At 50.8% G+C, this 20,946-nt stretch carries 14 protein-coding genes; 1 reads left to right on the top strand and 13 read right to left on the bottom strand.

Annotation, left to right across the window (positions count from 1 at the left end; genetic code table 11):
• Positions 1-93 precede the first annotated feature (93 nt).
• The 7 genes from mak to CF168_RS06915 all read right to left on the bottom strand — a co-directional run bounded on the left by mak (position 94) and on the right by CF168_RS06915 (position 11,627).
• Positions 94-1,014, bottom strand: a complete 921-nt coding sequence (mak, locus tag CF168_RS06945) for a fructokinase (RefSeq protein WP_011623368.1) — start codon at positions 1,012-1,014, stop codon at positions 94-96.
• A gap of 62 nt (positions 1,015-1,076) precedes the next feature.
• A complete protein-coding gene (cysQ, locus tag CF168_RS06940) occupies positions 1,077-1,883 on the bottom strand; it encodes a 3'(2'),5'-bisphosphate nucleotidase CysQ (RefSeq protein WP_089067427.1) in 807 nt (268 codons plus the stop codon).
• A gap of 346 nt (positions 1,884-2,229) precedes the next feature.
• On the bottom strand, positions 2,230-3,279 hold the full coding sequence (gene rfbD, locus CF168_RS06935; protein WP_089067426.1) for a dTDP-4-dehydrorhamnose reductase: 1,050 nt from the start codon (positions 3,277-3,279) through the stop codon (positions 2,230-2,232).
• A 37-nt stretch (positions 3,280-3,316) separates the two neighbouring features.
• A complete protein-coding gene (locus CF168_RS06930) occupies positions 3,317-4,075 on the bottom strand; it encodes a phosphatase (protein WP_089067425.1) in 759 nt (252 codons plus the stop codon).
• 85 nt (positions 4,076-4,160) lie between these two features.
• A complete protein-coding gene (locus tag CF168_RS06925; RefSeq protein ID WP_089067424.1) occupies positions 4,161-7,409 on the bottom strand; it encodes an SNF2-related protein in 3,249 nt (1,082 codons plus the stop codon).
• Between the two features lie 184 nt (positions 7,410-7,593).
• Positions 7,594-9,417: a DUF885 domain-containing protein gene (locus CF168_RS06920; RefSeq protein WP_089067423.1), complete on the bottom strand. Its 1,824-nt coding sequence runs from the start codon at positions 9,415-9,417 to the stop codon at positions 7,594-7,596.
• A 263-nt stretch (positions 9,418-9,680) separates the two neighbouring features.
• Complete coding sequence (locus tag CF168_RS06915) at positions 9,681-11,627, bottom strand: monovalent cation:proton antiporter family protein (protein WP_089067422.1); 1,947 nt, start codon at positions 11,625-11,627, stop codon at positions 9,681-9,683.
• Between the two features lie 170 nt (positions 11,628-11,797).
• Between CF168_RS06915 and CF168_RS06910 the strand changes: the two genes are divergently transcribed.
• Positions 11,798-12,688, top strand: a complete 891-nt coding sequence (locus CF168_RS06910; protein WP_089067421.1) for a GGDEF domain-containing protein — start codon at positions 11,798-11,800, stop codon at positions 12,686-12,688.
• A 50-nt stretch (positions 12,689-12,738) separates the two neighbouring features.
• Here CF168_RS06910 and tilS read toward each other — a convergent pair whose 3' ends face one another.
• The 6 genes from tilS to fabZ all read right to left on the bottom strand — a co-directional run bounded on the left by tilS (position 12,739) and on the right by fabZ (position 20,943).
• Complete coding sequence (gene tilS / locus CF168_RS06905) at positions 12,739-14,136, bottom strand: tRNA lysidine(34) synthetase TilS (protein ID WP_089067420.1); 1,398 nt, start codon at positions 14,134-14,136, stop codon at positions 12,739-12,741.
• 78 nt (positions 14,137-14,214) lie between these two features.
• On the bottom strand, positions 14,215-17,691 hold the full coding sequence (gene dnaE / locus CF168_RS06900; protein ID WP_089067419.1) for a DNA polymerase III subunit alpha: 3,477 nt from the start codon (positions 17,689-17,691) through the stop codon (positions 14,215-14,217).
• A gap of 117 nt (positions 17,692-17,808) precedes the next feature.
• Positions 17,809-18,438, bottom strand: coding sequence for a ribonuclease HII (rnhB, locus tag CF168_RS06895; protein WP_089067418.1), 630 nt, complete (start codon positions 18,436-18,438; stop codon positions 17,809-17,811).
• The gene (gene lpxB / locus CF168_RS06890; RefSeq protein WP_089067417.1) at positions 18,438-19,595 is read right to left on the bottom strand and encodes a lipid-A-disaccharide synthase; all 1,158 of its coding nucleotides are present in this window, start codon (positions 19,593-19,595) and stop codon (positions 18,438-18,440) included. The genes rnhB and lpxB overlap by 1 nt, the downstream gene beginning before the upstream one ends.
• Positions 19,596-19,711: 116 nt before the next feature.
• Positions 19,712-20,482, bottom strand: a complete 771-nt coding sequence (lpxA, locus tag CF168_RS06885) for an acyl-ACP--UDP-N-acetylglucosamine O-acyltransferase (RefSeq protein WP_011623381.1) — start codon at positions 20,480-20,482, stop codon at positions 19,712-19,714.
• Positions 20,479-20,943: a 3-hydroxyacyl-ACP dehydratase FabZ gene (gene fabZ / locus CF168_RS06880; RefSeq protein WP_041412686.1), complete on the bottom strand. Its 465-nt coding sequence runs from the start codon at positions 20,941-20,943 to the stop codon at positions 20,479-20,481. The genes lpxA and fabZ overlap by 4 nt, the downstream gene beginning before the upstream one ends.
• Positions 20,944-20,946: the final 3 nt, after the last annotated feature.

Here is a 20,946-nt window from a genome sequence, read left to right as displayed (position 1 = left end):
TTATTCAAAGGAGCGCAATCATAACATCAAAAGAAAGCAAAACGCATCGCCAAGGCGATGCGTTGTCACGAGGGAAAACCTAACGTTAGTAGGTTATTTTTCCCATAACCAAGCGGCGCCGCGCACACCCGAAGAGCAGCCATAAAGGTTCTGTACGACAGGCGTTCGACACTCTCTTCCCACAACATAACGAGTTAATAATGCAGGTAATCTTGGATAAATCGCCTCAATATTAGACATGCCACCCCCGAGGACAATCGCATCCGGGTCGAGCATATTAATCACATGGGCGAGTGAGCGCGCGAGTCTGTCCATGTAACGATCAAAGGCCGCGATGGCCATTTCATCCCCCGCATCGACTAAGGCCATGATCTCAGTGCCAGATTTAGCAGGCGCAGCTTGGACATTCACCGCACGGCTTAGTGCCTCGTTGTAATCGCGAACAAAGCCAGTGCCCGAAATAAAGGTTTCGATACAATCGGGGTTCCCACAGAAACAACGGGTAGTATTAAACTCCTCCTTGGTCATCCAAGGCAGCGGATTATGGCCCCACTCGCCGCCAATGCCATTACCGCCCGCGTGGACTTTGCCGTTAATGGCCACACCCGCGCCGCAGCCCGTGCCAATGATCACCCCAAACACCACAGATTTTCCCGCAGCAGCACCATCGACGGCCTCGGATACCGCAAAACAGTTGGCATCGTTAGCAACCCGCACTTCGCGGCCAAGCAGTTCCCCTAAATTCACATCGAGGGGATGACCGTTGATCCAGGTCGAGTTGGCATTTTTGACTAATCCTGAATAGGGAGAGATGACTCCCGGGATCCCCACGCCAACCGTGCCCTTTTCACCTAAGGTCGCTTCGGCCTCATTCACTAAATCGACGATGGCATTCAGGGTGCCCTGATAATCCCGAGGGGTATTGATACGCTTACGAAAAAGTTCATTACCTTCCTCACTTAAGGCGACGAGTTCTATTTTTGTGCCACCTAAATCGATGCCCATGCGTATCATGAATGACTTACTCCACTGTTATTCGACCAAGGCGTCAGTACAGACGCCCTTGGCATTGTTCGTTATTCTGCCCAGCCTGGCGCCGTGGCAATAAAATAAGGGTTTAATATGTCAGGTTTTTGATTGTAGGTTAAGGGTAAACCTGAGTCATAACACACAACTTTGCCGCCTGCGCTTTCCAGCACGGCCTGCGCGGCTGCTGTGTCCCATTCGCTCGTAGGCCCTAATCTGGGATAGAGATCGGCCTTGCCCTCTGCCAACATACAAAACTTCAGCGAGCTTCCCACGCTTAACATCTCGTGTTGACCGAAATCCTTTAAATATTCCGCCACATCAGGGCTTAGATGCGAACGACTGCCGACAACAATTGGCACTTCTCTTGGCAGATTACAGCCCTGTAGCACCAGCTCGTGTTGCCCATCCTGTCGCCAAGCGCCTAAGTGTCTGGCGCCAAAATAGACAGTATTTAGCACGGGCGCATAAACCACACCCGCAATAGCAACCCCTTGATGGATAAGCGCAATATTGACGGTAAACTCACCATTTCGCTTAATAAATTCCTTAGTGCCATCCAAAGGGTCAATCAGCCAATAGGTCTGCCAGTGTTGACGTTCATCCCAGGCAATATCAGCCGCTTCTTCCGACATCACGGGAATGCCCGCAAATTGCTCGGTAAGCTGGGCTAAAATAACTTTGTGAGCCGCCAAATCGGCCGCCGTCACTGGGCTCTCATCACGCTTTTGCGTAACGGCAAAATCTTCTTGGGCATAAATCGCCATGATGGCGTCGCCTGCCGCATGGGCAATCTTCACCACCCGCAGTAAATCGGCCTTCGAAAAATGCGCTGCCATCGCTGTATTATCTGTCACTTAGCCACCTGTATTCGATTTGCTTTTCGGCATTATGCCACTGGCAGCAATTGATAATTAAGAACAAATTCATCATATATCGAGCAAAATCGACTAAGGCACTGACAAATTCACTCAGGCGCAAGGCTTACGCCACGGGCATAAACGCTAAATAAGTCGAGTCTAAGCCAAGCTGAATACGCTGAAAAGAGACATTGCCTAGGCTGCATTCGTATTCACAGCCTTGAAAACACTGCAAAGATGAGAAAGAAAACGACGGAGTAAGATGAGGCCACTTGAAGCTACCACTTGCCTTAGACCAAGACTAAGGGCTTCATCTGCAACCATTTATTACGAGAGATAACGCTTAATAAACTTGCGCGGCATAATCCTCGAGCATGGCCTTAAGCTGCCATCGCCAGTCACGCCACAGCTCGGGGCTATGGGTTAATACCGTATTTTGTCCAGTTAAGCACTGGCGTACTCTACCGCTATTTAACGCACTGTAACTGGGTCTTGGTGCCAGTTTATTGCCTTTCTCAAGCGCTTTTGCCGCATAACTTAGGCTATCTATGGCGCTAATCGGCACGGCTTTATCTAATAACTTCAGTGCCAAGGCTTGGCGCTGGATTTCGAGGGCAAATTCATACCAGCTGCATTGCCCCTGCCCGGCATAATGGAATAATCCAGATCCGCAACCGACGTTTAACGGACTCGCGATCAACTGCCAAATAAGATGCGCAAGTGCATCTACCCATGTTGGCGAACCTATTTGGTCGTTTATCACGGTGAGTGGCTGAGCATCTGGCGCAGCAGCCATCAACCTCAGCATGGTTTTCACAAAATTATGTCCATCGACACCGTAAAGCCATGCGGTGCGAATAACAATCGCGCGCTCAGCCAAGATGCGCAGCACCGCTTGCTCCCCCGCAAGTTTACTCTGGCCATAGACAGATAAAGGCGCAGGCGTGGCGCTTTCGGTTAAGCCACAATTGGTTATTCCGCACTGATTTAATGCCTGTGCAGCTGCCTCCGCTGGCTCGCCACTAAAGACATAATCGCTGGAGATATGCACCAAACGTGCGTCCGTAAGCGCACATTCGCTTGCCAATAACTCTGGCCCTAGGCTATTGACACGATAAGCCTCATCGGCCGCCGTTTCCGCCCTATCGACCGCATTGTAGGCGGCGCAGTTGATCACCCACTCAGGGTTAAAGCGGGCAAAGGCAGCGGCAACACTTTGTTTATCACCGATATCTAACTGGGCATGGCTTAGCGCGTGCACACGAAAGACGCGGCCATCTAATCTATATGCCGCCTTGGCAAGCGTTCGTAATAGAGCCTTAGCGAGTTGGCTATCAGCGCCAGTTAACAATACTGTTGTTGTCGATTCTGGCTCGCCATTAGGCGCATGCATCGCCTTTATATTCTTTTGCATTCTTAACGCTGGCGCCTCAAGCGATATCGTCGCTAAACAGCGGCACTAAATCGGCAACGCTTTTATGCCCCCGCTGAACTAAGAAGTTAAGCAGCGCCATCGGCGAGCGGTTGAGCAGCTTATCTTTCGGATAATCAACCGCTTCAATAATACTTAAGGCACGGTCAAACCCGCCGAGACTAAAAGCCACATGGGAATCCGACCCCATCACTAAGGTGGCCCCCAATTCTTTTGCCGCTTTGGCAATCGCGGTACAGTTAGCTTCGCTGCCCTTGCGAGAGACTTCAAAGGAGGAATTATTGATTTCAAGCGCCACACCATATTCGGCAGCAGCTGCGGCTACAGCTTCAATATCAATGGGATAAGCAGGATTACCCGGGTGGGTAATAATATCGACCTTGCCGCTTTTAATGGCATTAATCATCGCCTCGGTATGGGTGGCCTTATCCGAAGGCGGAAATACTGGTTCATGGAACCCTGCCAACACAATATCGAGCTGCGACAAATAATCGCCAAAGTAATCGATTTCACCCTCGCGGTTTTTAATATTGGCTTCGATGCCGCGTAAAATTCCCACGCCATCGACCATACGCGGGAGCACACGTAAATTCACAAAATGCCAAAAATGCGGTGCATCCGCCATCGCCGGACCATGGTCGGTAGTGGCAAACAGACGGATCCCCTTTTGCTTCGCCACCGCCAAATAATCGTGGATAGTGCTATAGGCATGGGTAGATGCCACGGTATGAGTATGGGTATCGACTGGGTACTGCATGGGTCACCTCTGTCTTGTACTAGTGTTCTGACTATTGTGATCTGTATGCGCTAACCATTAGTCGGTTAACGTCCCTTAGGCTCAGCTAGTGGAATAGCGAGAGCAATTCATCGGCACTGCCCTGCCACGCGCCTTTGCCTTTTCCTTCGAGAATGCTATCCGCTAAACCTTGCTTATGCTGCTGCATTTCTTGGATTTTCTCTTCCACCGTGCCTTCGGCAATCAGCTTGTAGACGAACACGGGATTTTCTTGGCCAATGCGGTGCGCCCTGTCCGTCGCTTGCTTTTCTGCAGCCGGATTCCACCAAGGATCGTAGTGGATAACCGTATCCGCCGCGGTAAGATTAAGCCCAGTGCCCCCCGCCTTTAAGCTGATTAAAAATACTGGCGTATCGCCTTCTTGGAACTTATCAATTTGCCCCTGACGCAGCCGAGTTTGCCCCGTCAGTTTGCTGTAGTCGATGTCGAGGGATTGCAGCAATTCCTCAATTAACAGCAACATACTGGTAAATTGGCTGAAGATTAAAATCTTGCGACCTTCCTGCACCATTTCTGGCAGGTTTTGGTTGAGCCAGTTTAGCTTGGCATTATTCTTAACCTTTTGCGCCTGTTCGAGTTTGACTAATCGCGGATCGCAGCAGGCTTGGCGCAATTTGAGCAAGGCATCTAAAAACTCGATATGGCTGCCCGCCACGCCTTGGCTTGCAAACAATTCTCGAATTTTTTTCTCCATACTCAGGCGAATACTTTCGTATAGATTACGCTGATCTTTCTCAAGCTCTAGGGTTTGATGGATCTCGGTTTTAGGCGGCAGCTCAGTCACCACCTCGGCTTTGGTTCGCCTTAACACAAAGGGGGCGATACGTTGACTCAACACCTTCGCCTGCTCGCCATCGCCATAACGCTCAATCCGATAGCGAAACGCCTTATTGAAATAGGCCGTTGTACCCAGGAGTCCCGGTAAACAAAAATCCATCAATGACTTGAGTTCACCTAAATGATTCTCAAGGGGCGTGCCGGTAAGGCAGAGTCTAAATGGCGCTTGCAACGCCTTAATTTGCTGGCTCACTTTGGCTTGTGCGTTTTTAATCTGCTGCGCCTCATCGAGTACAATATGTTCAAATGGCTGAGCTTGGTAATAATCGTAATCCCGCACCATAAGGGGATAGGTAGTGACGACAACATCAAACTCGCTTAATCGCGATAACAACGGGCCACGCTGGGCACCATGGATCACCGCCAAAGTTAACGATGGCGCAAACTTGGCCGCCTCCTTCGCCCAGTTCCCCACTAAACTGGTTGGGCAAATAATCAGGCTCGGCAATTTTGGCTGCCCTGCTAATTTAGCCTCCTGCTGCTTTAACAGAAATGCCAAGGTTTGAATGGTTTTCCCAAGCCCCATATCGTCGGCTAAGATGCCACCGAGTTGGTATTCCTTTAAAAAACAAAGCCAATTTAGGCCCTGCTGCTGATAAGCCCGCAGCTGTGCATTCAGTCCTGTCGGCGCGCTGACCGCAACCACACCATTAAATTCGGCTAACTTTGTCGCGAGCTGACGCACCCTTTCACCATTGAGCAGACTAATCTCGCTTTCGGCTAATTCATTGAGTAAATGCGCACGGTACTTAGGTAAGGCGATACTGTGGCCGCGATGCTGCTCAAACAACTCTTGAATAATGCTCATTAATGGCTTGATAACACTGGCTTTAATTTTAAGCCATTCGCCAGAGGGACTAGGTAGCAATAACTCGGCATCATCGGCGGGCTCGCCATGTTGTTTTAACCAAGCGGCCACCAGCGGCAACATAGGCAAGCGTTGGCCATTGATATCGGCATGCAACGACAGGGAGAACCAGCCTTCTTGGCTGTCATCCAGCTCAACCGTTAACGGCGTATCGACCACCTTAAGGCTAAACTCTGGGGCAAATCGCACCTCTATGCCTTGAGTTTGTAATCTTGGGACTTCTTCATCGATAAACGCTAGCCATTCCCGAATCGCATCGGGCAAGTGACCTAAGCTCCAGAGGGAAGCCCCATTTGCGGCGCCCTCCAAGGAGAAGCGGCTAAAGCCAAGGGTTTGCAGTTTGGACACGGCTTGCTGCTCTTCTTCAAGCGCGCGGTTAATTTGATAGGTGGTGCCGCCTTGAGTCACTAGGGTTAATGCTTCTTTAGCGGCATTGCCACTTAAGATGAGATCCCCGTAGACAAACTCCAGCGCCAGATACGGCTGGGCAATACCAGTCCCCATTGCAGCTGACTGAGTGCTGCCAGGTGGCATTGTGCCTGCGGGGACAACCTTAAGCGTCAAACGAAGCTGTAACTGATCTCTTAGCTCGACAAAATCGATCGCACTTGGCGGCGGCACAGTACGCGCCGAAAAATGCTTGATCAGTCGATGGCTCACCAGTTCAACCTGAGTGCTCGGCACAGGCGGCATTTGGCTAAGTAGCCGCAGCTTATCGACGCTAATGTCGGTATCGATAGCGCCAATATGAAAATAATCCAGCTCGATATAGTAAGGCGGCTCTGTCGGCACGAGTTCCCAGTTATCCCGCTCGGGTAATACAAGGCGCATTTGCTTGTGCTCGCTGTCGATATCTTGCCAGAGAAATTGCGGTGTAATGGCCTCGCCCGCGGTTAATGCGAGGCGGCTCTCCTCCCAGAAGCAGCGTTCGGTGGCGAGCATTTTCTCAATCGCTACCGCCCCTAGCTGCGCCTTAAGATACAGGCGAGATGCGCCGTGGCGTCTGGTTGACATGATAAGATTTAAGATCAGCACATCCTCGGCGCCAATCCAAGCGGGCATATAATATTGCACGTCCGAGAGCGCAATCTTAGTGCCCTTGTTGTAACCGCCCTTCTTGCCAAGCTTGCCGCGCCTAAGCTCGATAAACACCCCGTTATCGTCCTTTGAAAGGATATACAGCACCCTGTCATCGTAGAGGGATTCGACATCATTCACATTGGGGTCATCGGCTTCATCGAGTAGGTGTAACCACTGGGCGATACGTTGATCTTCAACGGTTTTGTCCGTAAGCAGACTGTAGAGCACCGCGGCCATATGCTTGCAGTTGCCGCTGGCGGGGCAGGAACAAAAGCCATTCATCACTAGCTTATGATTGACACTGACCAGACGAATATCCTGACGATAGGGCGTGGTTTCCGTGCCCGTGACTGTGCCTTCGATATGGCGAAAATCGGCATTGGCTTTCGCGCTTAACACCCTCCCCTGCATCACATAATCACGGGCGCGCATCAGTGTCGGCGGCGTGAATAAGGACTCAATAGCCGTTTGAGTCAATTGGATTGGCTCTTGGGGGGACAAGCGATTCATCTGCAAAACCTTGAAACTCAAAAATACCTCGACGGACAATAAACCATGATTGTCTAAGGCATTTATCAACGTGTAAGGGAGAATTGTATTGAAACCGAATGGGGAAAGCCAGAATAGGACTCACATACGAGAGCCGGATAACATACCCGCAGGGATCACCTGCGGGTCGTTAGCTTACGCAAGCTTAGGCTTGGCTGCGTTTTTCGGCGATATAACGGTCAACTAATTTTTCTAGAATATCTAAGGGGACGGCACCATTTTTCAGCACTACATCGTGAAAATCCCGTAAATCGAATTTATCACCTAGGGCTTGTTTGGCTTTTTCCCGCAGCTCGAGAATTTTCATCATACCCACCTTATAGGCCGTCGCTTGGCCGGGCATAACGATATAACGCTCGATTTCTGCGGTCACGTCGCGGTCGGACATACCGGTGTTTTGTTTCATATAGTCAATGGCTTGCTCACGTGTCCAGCGGCTGTGGTGAATTCCCGTATCGACAACCAGACGCACGGCCCGAAACAGCTCCGCCTGTAAGCGACCGATATTGTCGAAGGGATCTTGCTGAAAACCGAGTTCCCAGGCTAAACGTTCAGAATAGAGTGCCCAACCTTCGATATAGGCCGTAAAAGGCGCCATCTTGCGGATCAGCGGTTGCCCTTCTAACTCCATCGCCACCGCGATTTGGAAGTGATGCCCAGGGATCCCCTCATGGTAAGCCAAAGTACGCATGCCGTATTTAGGCGTTGCTTTGATGTCGAACAGGTTGGCGTAGAAACGTCCCGGACGACTACCGTCAATCGCCGGCTGCTGATAATAAGCGCCCGGTGCTGTTTTCTCTTTAAATTCAGGAATGCGCACCACTTCCATTCCCGCTTTCGGGCGAATACGGAAGGCATTGTCTAAGCCCGCATTCACTTCATCGAGGATTTTTTGGTAATCCACTAAGATCTGCGCCCGGCCCGCATCTGAGTCTTCATAATAGAATTTTGGATCGGCGGCCAGCGCTTCGATTGCCACCGAGAATCCTTGGCTGGTGTCGTATCCCTGTGCGGCCAAAATCGTCATGATTTCGTCCTGAATACGGCTCACCTCGGCTAATCCCTTGGCATGGATTTCATCGGCGCTGTAATTGGTGGTAGTAAAAAACTTCAGTAACTGCTCGTAGGCCACATCACCATTCGGCAAAGCCCAGTAGCCATCGTCCGTGCCCGCTTTGGCTTGTAACGCCGTGAAGTAATCGATAAAGAGTCGATATGCCGGTTTAACGTCGGACTCAATATTGGCTTTTGCCTGCGCCAGCAAACGCGCCTGTTCATCGGCACTGATTTGCGTGTCGGCGAGCTTAGTCTTAAAGGAGCTGTAGAGAATATTGTCTTCGACGGGCGCGTTAATGAAGTCATTCATCTCGGTTAGCACCCGCTCAATCACAAACTTTGGCGGAATAATGCCCTTAGCCTCTCGAAGCTTTAGTCCTTCTATGGTTTGGCCAAATTTAGTCTTCACCGCAATTAAGCGTGATAGGTAGTTTTCGGCATCTTCAACCGAGTGAACTTGGTGCTGCGCCTGCATAAAGCTTGGATAACCATTTTGCACACCAAACAGCTGATTTACTGGATAATTGTGATAACGATAGGGTTCAGATGCCAAGGCAAAATCCGCCAGATACAGTGCGATGTCCTTCGAAATGCGCTGATTATCATCCAGATCGGTATCTTGGTAGCTGAGTAAGGTATCCCTTAAGGCACGGACTTGGGTAAAGGTTTTATCCATGGCCGCAGGGCTATCATCGTCGAGCAAGGCATTGTGACCAGTGATGCCAACGGATTCTAAAAATCCCAAGGAGGTTAAGGTCTCTGGGCTTTCGAATGCCATTTTGACCATGCTTCTATCTAAAAATGCACGGAAGAAAAAAGGCTTTTTCGCAAACCATTCATGGGCGGCGAGCGCCCCGAGCAACAGCACTATGGCGAGTGTGCCAAGTCCAATTCGTTTTAATACCGTTTTCAATATTCACGCTCCTTGCCATTGTCGGGACCATACGCCCAAGATAATTTGGCTGCGAGAATATCACCATCACAGTTAAGCAACAATTTTATAACGTAACGAATCATTGCAATTGGTATTTACCAGTGCAGCACCTCTGTGGGTAAAAACACTTGGTAGAATAAGCGGATAGCTAATGGTTAACCCAATGTGCTCGACGAGCACATCTAAACGTTTGCATTGCGGCTGCTTTTGTAAGCCATGAGTCACTCGCTATGCAACCCAAACTATCCATGTAATAGCTTGGCCTCGGCTTTCTCAAGCCTTCTGGGCTTACCCACAATCAGTAAAATATCACCAGCGCGAAAGACCCAATCCAGCTCAGGATGTTCAACTTCGGCGCCGCTGCGGCGGATGGCTCTTAACTCTACCCGAAGCAATTCCCAATCAATATCGGCAACTTGCTTACCCACGGCATACGCGCCGCGGTGTAACAATACGGCGTGCAGCGACTCTAAGGTAAAGTCGGTTTCGGTACCCGAGAAGAAACCGTGTAAAAACTGATAATGATTGCGCCGCTCCGACTCCAGTCGCTTGAGGATCCGCGCCAGCGGTACACCACATTGATGCAGCACCTGCGAGACCAACATCAAACTGCCCTCGAGGGATTCGGGGATCACCTGATTCGCCCCCGCCTTTTGCAGCATATCTAACTCACTGTCGTCGCGGGTTCTTACCAGAATTTTGGCGTCGGGTGCCAACTGCTTACACAGGGGCAAGGCTTCTTCTAAACTGCGGGTCTCACAGAAGGTGATCACGATCATTTTGGCGTGTTTAATCCCCACCTGCTTAAGGATCGCCCGCTTGCACACATCGCCAAAATAAATCGGCTCACCCGCGCGGCGCGCCTCGGACACCCGCGTGGGGTCAAGATCGAGCACTAAATAGGGCACGGCTTCTGTCTTTAAAAACCGGGCTATGGTTTGGCCAACCCTGCCGTAACCTAAAATCAGCACCAGATCGTGATCCTCGGTAATAATCGGCACCACTTCATCCACATGCCCAGACTGGCGGATCCCCAACAGCCACTTAGCAATATCTACACTATGGCGCACCAACCAAGGGGCAATACTCATAGACAATACCGCGACCATCACCAACATAGTGCTAGTCTCGTTACTCAATAGCCCATAACTTACCGCAAGGGCTAACACCACAAAACTGAATTCACCAACCTGCGCCAGACTCAAGGCCGTGCTGATGGCAATCCGAAAAGGCTCTCCAACCAATCGCAATAAGCCATGGATTATCAGCGCCTTGCCAACGACTACCGCCAGCAGAATAAGTAAAATCTGCCACCAAAATTGAATAACGAGCGCGAAATCCAGCATCATGCCGATGGAGATAAAAAACAGCCCCATGAGTAAATCGCGAAACGGCCGAATATCCGCCTCAAGCTGGCGGCGGTACTGGCTCTCGCCAAGTAGCATTCCCGCCATAAAGGCCCCTAGTGCCATAGATAAACCTAACCACTGGGTAAAAGCCCCCGTGACTAAGGCCACCACCAATGTCGAGAGTACAAAGAGTTCATTGGAGCGGGATCTTGCCACCTCATCAAACAGTCGAGGTAAGGCCCATTTGCCTAAGGCCATCAGCAAGAAGAAAGCAAGAATCCCCTTCAGCAGCGCCAAGGCGATTGCCGCTAACATCAAGGGCTCATCATTCTGCCCGAGCAATGGCAGCAAAATAAGCAGAGGAACGACGGCTAAATCCTGAAATAACAGCACACTGACCGACAGCTCACCATGGCGGCGCCTTAGCCAGCCCTGCTCGTTAAGCAGCTTGAGTACAATCGCGGTGGAAGAAAGTGCAATCGCCGCGCCGATGACGAGGGATTCTACGCCATTCAAGCCGCAAGCTAACGCAATCAACATAGTCAACACTGTGGTCACCACCACCTGCGCGCTACCTAATCCAAATACGGTTCTGCGCATGGCCCACAGCCGAGGGACCGAAAACTCGAGTCCCAGTGTAAACATCAAGAGCACAACCCCAAGCTCGGCGACAGATTGCATTTGCTGCTGGGTAAACCAATGGAACCCACTGGGCCCACTCACCACTCCGGTTAATAAATACGCCAAAATCGCCGGCAAGCCGATACGCCGCAGCAAGGCAATCGCAACGATAGCAATCACTAGCATCAGCAATATCTGAATTAAGAAACCATGCTCCATAGGCGAGATAACTCCTGTCAAATAACTGGCGTGTCAAAAATATGGGAGTGCGCTTTAAGCTTAACTGAGTGACATACAAAGACAAATTTTATTCGCAAACAACACGGCACACATATTGCTTAATAGGGGGAAGAGTTCCAATCGCCATTTCATTTGCTGGGGTAATCATAATGGACTTTGGCTTAGCGACAACCTTATATCCTGATGAATATAACTATCAAACAGAGGCATACAGTCCAGCTTCTACGCCACTGGATTTAGTGCAAGTGATCCAGCAGCTGCACGCGAGCTTAGATCCGCGGACAGTCTTTGCCTGCTACGGCAAAGTGCTAGGGCAACATCTGCCCGTCCAAGGTGTTCGCCTGCAAGCCGAACAACAAAAATTAAGCTGGGGCAAACGTTATGGGATCAGTCTTAAACGACAGATCATCTGTGGCGGCACCCCACTGACACTGCAGTATCAACTGCTGACGCCGCTCACACCTTCGCAAACCATTATCCTGCAAGAGATTGAGCCCTTGCTGCTCCAGCCATTATTAAATGCCATGCAGTATCAAGAGATGTCGATGCAGGCGATGTTCGATTCCCTAACAGGCCTTGGCAATCGTCATTATTACACTCAAAGTTTAAAAAATGCGGTAGCCAGAGCCCACAGAAAGCAGGGCGCTGTGTCACTTATCGTATTGGATTTGGATAATTTTAAGCAGCTTAACGATAGATATGGTCACAAATGCGGTGATTATATTTTGAAGGAGTTTGGAGACATTATCCGCAGCAGTATTCGCAGTACCGATCAGGCCTTCCGTATTGGGGGCGACGAGTTTGTGGTGATAGTGCAAGGTAATATTCATGCGGCGGGCTTATTGTGTGAACGTATCGTCACTGCGACCAATGCCCATGCGAGTTTCCATCAATTTGGCGTAAGTAGTAGCCTCGGGGCGGCAGAGGCGAGCGACATCATGGAAGCCGAACAACTCTATGAGCAAGCGGATAAAACCTTGTATCAAGCCAAAGCCTCGGGCCGTAATTGCTACAAGTTAAGCCCAACCCAACTGTCTTAATCGAGCATGGATGCTGCTCACTGGCGATAAAGCATGGCAAATAGACTTTGCTATCCGATAGCCTGCCCATCAAACTTAAGCCCAACATCATCCCCTTGGGCACAAAATGCCTTTTCGACCCAGAGTCCTAGCGCCATTACTAAACGCTCGTTATAGAACAAGAACCCCACCTCAGCACGTAACCATGGCGGCACAGCGCATTCTTGCCAGAGTTTTTTTAGCTCGCGTCCCTTATCGCGAAAATGCGGCTGACAGCGGAATTGTCCCGGCAGCTGATAACGCAGGCTCACCACCTCATCCGCCTTGGGTAAACGCAGACGAGGCCCCATGGTCGCTAAGGTAAATGGCGCAATTTTATCTTCAACCATTGTTGATGCTTGAGTCAGTAAAGCCAGAATATCTTGATGCAGTTCGTGCGCAGTGATTCGCGGCGCGGTGGATGCAATGTTTAGCGTATCCAGATAAAGCATGCCAGCGAAGCGGCGCAGCAGGCAGTCACCAATCTGGAGCTGCACTTTGGCATCCTCTTTTGCCCCCATTAACTGCTGCAGAATTTGCTGTAGCTGCACATAGGAAGGTAATGCAAAACCTTGGGATTCGATAAAGCCCCGCAGCAGTAATCCTTGCCATTCGCTGGTTTGCGTAGAGAGCGCATCAAGCTTAAGCACAGTTTGCTGGGTAAAGGGCGCCTCGGTTAGCAGCTTAGGTAAACGCTCACTCACCTCGGCATCCACTATGGCCTGCTGCTCGGCGCAAAGCTGGGCGCTGCGACTTGCGGTGGTGGCGATACTGGGCCAACGTGCTTTTAGGCGTGGGATAATCTCGAGGCGTAAAAAGTTACGATCGTATTTATCGTCTTGATTACTTTCATCTTCGATATGCACTAACTGCTGCGTTTGGGCAAAAGCTTCAATCTGCTCACGGCTAATATCGAGTAAGGGACGCGCTTGCAGACAAGCCCCCTTCTCGCCAAGCGAGAGCATTTGGATTTGCCCCATGGCGGCTAATCCTTTGGGGCCCTGACCGCGTTTGAGGGCGAGGAGAATCGTCTCGAGTTGGTCGTCTTCATGGTGGGCGGTCAGCAGCACATCCTGAGGCTTAAGGTGCTGCAATATCGCCTGATAACGCATTTTTCGCGCCTCGGCTTCAACACTCACTCTCGGCCCTAGGGTCAGTTGCACCCGCTCTACCGTGATTGGCAAACCGTAGTTGGCGGCACGAGTTTGGCAGTGCTCGGCCCAAGCATCGGCATTAGGGCTCAGGCCATGGTGCACATAAATCAGTTGATAATGTAACTCGGGGTGATGTTTGGCGAATTCACTCAAACCGTAGGCGAGCACTTCGGAATCGACACCGCCGCTGTAAGCGAGGACTAACTTGCTCCCCACTTGCAGCGGTAAGCTCGCCAAAAAACGCGCTATATGGGCACTCAGTTCCATCGCCGCCATTGCACTCACCCTATAAAATCCATCACTCGCTGATGCTAATTATCCCCTGCCAACCCTAAGTCTTTGTCAGCTTATCGATTAGGGGAACAAAATCCGCACCTTATTTGGCCCAAGCAGGCTCTCAAGGGCAAACACCAATTCATCGCTGGGGTTGACTCGCCAATGTTCCGCCAACCTAAATTGGCCCTTGGCCTGCACTTGGCTGTAGTTAATCACCACGGGCACCGCACCGTTGCGCCATGGGCTTATTGACTGCTCGATACTTTCGAGCACGCTTGGATTTAACTGCGATGCGTCTAAATCGATTTCTAAGGCGCTGGCAAAATGGCTGCGCGCCTCGCTGATATCGATAATGTTGCGCGCCGTCATGCGGTTGCCACCAGCAAAATCATCGAAGCTGACTTCACCTTCACAGATCAGGATCCTGTCCTTCTCGAGCAGATGGTTAAACTTCTCAAAGGCTTCGGTAAAGAGCATCACCTCGAGGCGCGCACTCTTGTCATCTAAGGTCAACAGACCCATTTTCGAGCCACGCTTAGTGAGCATCACCCGGGTTGCGACCACAAGGCCAGCAGCCTTCACGGTTTTGCCGCGATCGGTTGGATGCACGTCCTTTAAGCGCCCAGAAGTGTAATGCTTAAGTTCTTTAAGGTATTGATTAATCGGGTGACCAGTTAAATATAGACCTAAGGTCTCGCGCTCCCCTTCGAGCCAAATTTTATCCGGCCACGGAGTGCATTCGACAAACTGCTGCTTGCTGTCCTCAGGGTCGCTATTGAGCAGACCAAACATATCATGCTGGCCAATGGCTTCGGCCTTAGCATGCTGATCGGCGGCGCTTATCGCCTCAGACAAGGTAGCCATCATAGAGGCGCGGTGCGGCCCAAGCGCATCTAAGGCGCCCGCGCAGATAAGCTTTTCAATCACCCGCTTGTTAAGTTTTTTAAGATCGATACGGGCGCAAAAGTCGAATAAATCTTTAAAGGGACCGTCCTTACGCGCCTCAAGAATCGACTCAACCGGCCCCTCACCCACACCTTTGATGGCGCCGATGCCGTAAACGATGCGTAGATCATCATCGACGGTAAACTTAAACAGACCTTTGTTTACATCCGGCGGAATAATAGTGAGTCCCATGCGCTCACATTCATCCACTAGGGTGACGATTTTGTCTGTGTTGTCCATATCGGCGGACATTACCGCCGCCATAAACTGCGACGGGAAGTGAGTCTTGAGCCACAGGGTTTGATAGGACACGAGCGCGTACGCGGCGGAGTGGGATTTGTTAAAGCCGTAGCCCGCAAACTTTTCCACTAAGTCGAAGATTTTCATCGCCAACTCGCCGTCGACGCCGTTCTTAATCGCCCCTTCTTTAAAGGTACCGCGCTGTTTGGCCATCTCCTCGGGCTTTTTCTTACCCATAGCGCGGCGCAGCATGTCCGCGCCGCCTAAGGTATAACCCGATAGCACCTGCGCAATCTGCATTACCTGCTCTTGGTACAAAATAATGCCGTAGGTGGGCGACAACAGCTCCTTCAAAGATTCATGCTGGTATTGGGAATCAGGGTAAGAGACCTCTTCACGACCATGCTTACGCTCGATAAAGTTATCCACCATGCCCGATTGCAGAGGCCCCGGGCGGAACAGTGCCACGAGTGCGATCATATCTTCGAAGCAGTCGGGTTGCAGACGCTTAATCAAATCCTTCATACCACGGGATTCGAGCTGGAATACCGCAGTGGTTTCATAGCGTTGCAGCAAGCGGAACGAAGCTGGGTCGTCTAGGGGAATCGCCTCAATCCGCACCGGTGGACGGCCGTTTTTAACCTCCACCTTGTTGATCATCTCCAGCGCCCAGTCGACGATGGTGAGGGTTCTTAACCCTAAGAAGTCGAATTTGACTAAGCCGGCGGTTTCCACATCGTTCTTATCGAACTGGGTAACCGGGTTTTTACCTTCGGCGTCGCAGTAGAGCGGCGAGAAGTCGGTGATCTTGGTGGGCGCAATCACCACGCCCCCCGCATGCTTACCGGCGTTACGGGTCACACCCTCGAGTTTACGGCACATGTCGATAAGATCTTTCACATCCTCATCGGCATCGTAGGACTCCTGCAGCGCAGGCTCCACCTCAAAGGCCTTAGCGAGTGTCATCCCGGGCTCTGGCGGGATAAGCTTAGAAATGCGGTCCACAAAGCCATAGGGATGACCGAGCACACGCCCCACGTCGCGGATAACCGCCTTGGCCGCCATTGTACCGAAGGTAATGATCTGCGATACCGCCTCACGGCCGTAGAGTTCGGCCACGTGGTCAATCACCTCATCGCGTCTATCCATACAGAAGTCGACGTCGAAGTCGGGCATAGATACCCGCTCTGGGTTCAAGAAGCGTTCGAACAGTAGGTCGAATTCGAGGGGGTCTAAGTCGGTAATCTTAAGGGCATAGGCCACAAGCGAGCCCGCGCCCGAGCCACGACCCGGCCCCACGGGAATACCGTTATCCTTACCCCACTGGATAAACTCCATTACGATAAGGAAGTAACCGGGGAAGCCCATTTGGTTGATAACCTTAAGCTCCACATCGAGACGATCGTCATATTCACCGCGGCGCTCGGCGCGCACTTGTGGATCGGGGAATAAGAACTCTAAACGCTCTTCAAGCCCCTTCTTAGAGCAATCAACCAGATAATCCTCAATCGACATATCGCCGGTGGGAAAGTTCGGTAAGAAGTATTCGTATAAGCGAATGGTAACGTTGCAACGCTTGGCTATTTCAACGGTATTTTCGAGCGCGGCAGGAATGTCAGCAAACAGCTCACACATTTCCTCTTCGCTACGAAGATACTGCTGCTCGCTGTATTTTTTAGGACGGCGAGGATCGGCAAGCGTAAAACCATCGTGAATCGCAACGCGGATCTCATGGGATTCAAAGTCTTCGGGTTTTAAAAACACTACCTGATTGGTGGCCACCACTGGGATGCCCTTTTCCTGCGCCAGTCCCACCGCCATGTGTAGGTAACGCTCCTCATCGGTGCGCCCCGTACGCAATAACTCGAGGTAATAACGCCCTTCAAAATGCTGCTGATAAAACTCGCATAAGGACTCGACTTGGGTATTGTTGCCCTTAAGCAGCGCCTTACCTACGTCCCCTTCCCGACCGCCAGATAGCAGCAAAATGCCTTCGTTGTAGGTGACAAGCCACTCTTGGTCAATCACCACGCGTCCTTGAACATGGCCACGTAAATAGGCTTGGCTGATGATTTGGGTGAGATTTTGATAGCCATCATTATTCATCGCAATAATGGTTAAGGCGCAAAACTCGCCATCAAAACCCGGCACTTGCATCCAAAAGTCCGCGCCGATAATCGGCTTGATCCCAGCCCCATGGCAGCCACCATAAAACTTGACCAGACCACAGAGGTTGTTTTGATCCGTTAAGGCCACCGCAGCCATGCCCTTCGCCTCAACTTGGGCGAGGATGGGTTTGACCTTAGCCACACCATCGGACATAGAGAAGTCACTGTGGACACGAAGATGCACAAAACGAGGATCGGACATAATTAGAATTATCTTTGAATAGCAGGTTAACAATCACTAAAAAAGCAGACTAGCAAAGTCACAGCTCTGGGGCTAGTGACTTTGCTCTCAAGCTGAAGTGAAAACACCCAATCGGTGTTAACGCTCCAGTAATGCCTTGACGGGTTTGAAACTTTTACGATATTGGTCGAACACACCGTGCTCGGCGATGGCGTCAAAATGCGCCTTAGTCGGATACCCCTTATGCTTGGCAAACCCATACTGGGGATAAGCCGCATCGAGGGCATCCATCTCCCGATCGCGGGTCACTTTGGCAATAATCGACGCCGCACTGATACTCGCAATCAGGCCATCACCTTTGACTATGCTATGACTGTTCAGAGATAGTCCTTGGTGCGTAAACGCCGGACTGCGATTACCATCGACTAAAACTAACTCGGGCGTACGAGCAAGCCCTTCAACCGCGCGCTGCATAGCAAGCATTGTTGCATGGAGAATATTCAGCTCATCGATTTCCGAAGGTGTTGCCCGCCCCACATGATAGCTTAAGGCTTTTTCACAAATCTCATCGAACAAGGCCTCACGGCGCTTCTCGGTGAGCTTTTTAGAGTCATTTAAGCCTGCAATGGGACGATTGGGATCGAGGATCACCGCAGCGGTGACTACATCGCCAACCAGTGGGCCACGGCCGACTTCATCCACGCCCGCCACTAAACCTGTTGAGAAGATAGCCATATCGGCGTCGGTCAACGTCTTAAATACCGCCATTAGTTCACATCCTTGGCATCGACCAGTGCTAACACCGCCTCAGCCGCTTTTTGGCTGGCATCACAGCGCAGCATTTGGTGCAAACGCTCAAACTCGGCTTTGATTGGCGCAAAGTCGCGGTTCAGCTCAATGCCAACCGCTTCGGCAATCTTCTCTGGGGTGCAATCGTGCTGGATAAGCTCTGGTACTACATCTCGCCCCGCTAATAAATTCGGCAGGGAGAAACGATTCACTTGCATCATGGTTTTCGCTATCTGATAGGTCAGCGGACTCACGCGATAGGCTACCACCATAGGACGTTTGATCAGCATGGCCTCAAGTGTTGCAGTGCCCGACGCCAGTAAAATACCATCGGCGGCAGCCATCACCTCACGGGACTTACCTTCTACCATGTGGATTTCAAGATCCGGCGCATACGCTGTTAACGCTTGCTCAAACTGCTCCCGGCGCTTTTGATTCACTAAGGGCGTCACAAAGCGAATATCGGGAAATTGCTGCTTGATAAGTAGCGCCGCCTTCACGAAGGGCTCGGCCAATTGCTTTAATTCGCCGCCGCGCGAACCGGGTAAAATCGCGAGGTATTCGGCCTCAGGATCGAGCTCTAGCAACTGACGGGCGCTCGCCTTATCACTCTCTAACGGAATGTCGTCAGCCAAGGTATGGCCGACAAAGGTACAAGGCACCTGATGCTTGTCGTAAAAAGCTTTCTCAAAGGGCAATAACGACAGCACCATATTGGTAGCCTTAGCGATTTTAAAAATACGCTTAGGGCGCCATGCCCATACCGAAGGGCTCACGTAGTGAACGGTTTTAATCCCCTGCGCCTTTAACTTAAGCTCAAGACCGATATTAAAATCCGGTGCATCGATACCGATAAAGCAATCGGGTTTAAGTTCGGTGATGGACTTAATCAGGGATGAGCGCACATGGAGTAAGCGTGGCAGGCGTGATAGCACTTCGACTATACCCATCACGGCTAGCTCTTCCATCGCGAACAGGGATTCGAAGCCAAGGGCTTCCATGCGAGGTCCACCAATACCGACAAAACGGGCGTTGGGGTGTGTTTTTTGCAGTGCGGCCATTAAACCTGCACCTAAAATATCGCCGGAGAGTTCTCCGGCGACCATTGCAAACACTAATTGAGATTTTTTGCTCATAAACCAATCATATCTGACAAGTGAATGGCACCGCAGCGCATCTCTGCCATGGCATTGTCTAAAGCAGAATATTACGAGCAGTGCCTATGAATGGCATAGTGTAGAGTCTAGGACTCTTAACGAATAATGCCGCGACCCGATGATTTAACAAACTCAATGAACGACTTAACTTGCTCATCGTTCTGCGCATCTTCGGCAAGCGCTTCAATCGCTTCATCAACAGTTAAACTGCTGCGATATAAGGTTTTATAGGCTCGGCGCACTGCTAATTGGCTCTCCTTAGAGAAACCACGGCGCTTCATACCTTCGCTGTTTAAGCCACGAGGAATAGCAGGTTGTCCCGCAGCCATCACAAAGGGTGGCACATCCTGTAGCAATAACGAGCAACCGGCGGTAAAGGCATGAGCACCGATATGCACAAACTGGTGAACGCCAGTCATACCACCGAGAATCGCCCAGTCACCCACATGCACATGGCCAGCGATAGACGCATTGTTGGCCATAATCACGTTATTACCAACCACACAGTCATGGGCGATATGCACGTAGTTCATAAACAGGTTGTTAGAGCCAATACGGGTTTCGCTATTATCTTGAACCGTACCACGGTGAATGGTCACATGTTCACGGATAATATTGTTATCGCCAATAATGAGTCGAGTCGGCTCGCCAGCGTATTTCTTATCTTGGCATTCTTCACCCACGGAGGCGAATTGGAAAATACGGTTGCCTTTACCGATAATGGTTGGGCCCTTCACCACTACGTGGGAGCTTAACCAACAATCGTCGCCAATCTCGACACCCGCGCCCACATAACTCCATGGGCCAATGGTGACGTTTTTACCAATTTTTGCATCGGGATGCACAAACGCTAATGTATCTATCACTGATTAATCTCTCTGCGGGCACACATGATTTCAGCGGAACAAACCACTTCACCATCCACTTTGGCCTCACCATAGAAAACGCCAATCCCGCGGCGCTCTTTAATCATTTTGACTTCAAAATGGATTTGATCGCCGGGCTCAACCACACGTCTAAAACGCGCGTTATCGATACCAGCAAAATAGTACAACACACCAGGAGGCGGTACATCGTCACTCATGGTCTTAAACGCGAGCAAACCAGTGGCCTGTGCCATGGCTTCTAAAATCAGCACGCCGGGCATCACAGGCTGAACAGGGAAATGTCCCTGGAAAAAGGGTTCATTAATCGTCACGTTTTTTATCGCATGGAGACTCTCACCTGGGGTGTAATCCAAAACGCGATCGATTAATAAAAATGGATATCTATGGGGTAGATACTTAAGGATCTCCGTAATATCCATAGTGTTCATTTGATTAGACACGAA

The organism is Shewanella bicestrii, assembly GCF_002216875.1.
GTDB lineage: Bacteria > Pseudomonadota > Gammaproteobacteria > Enterobacterales > Shewanellaceae > Shewanella > Shewanella seohaensis.
This window is presented reverse-complemented; position numbering and strand designations above follow the sequence as displayed.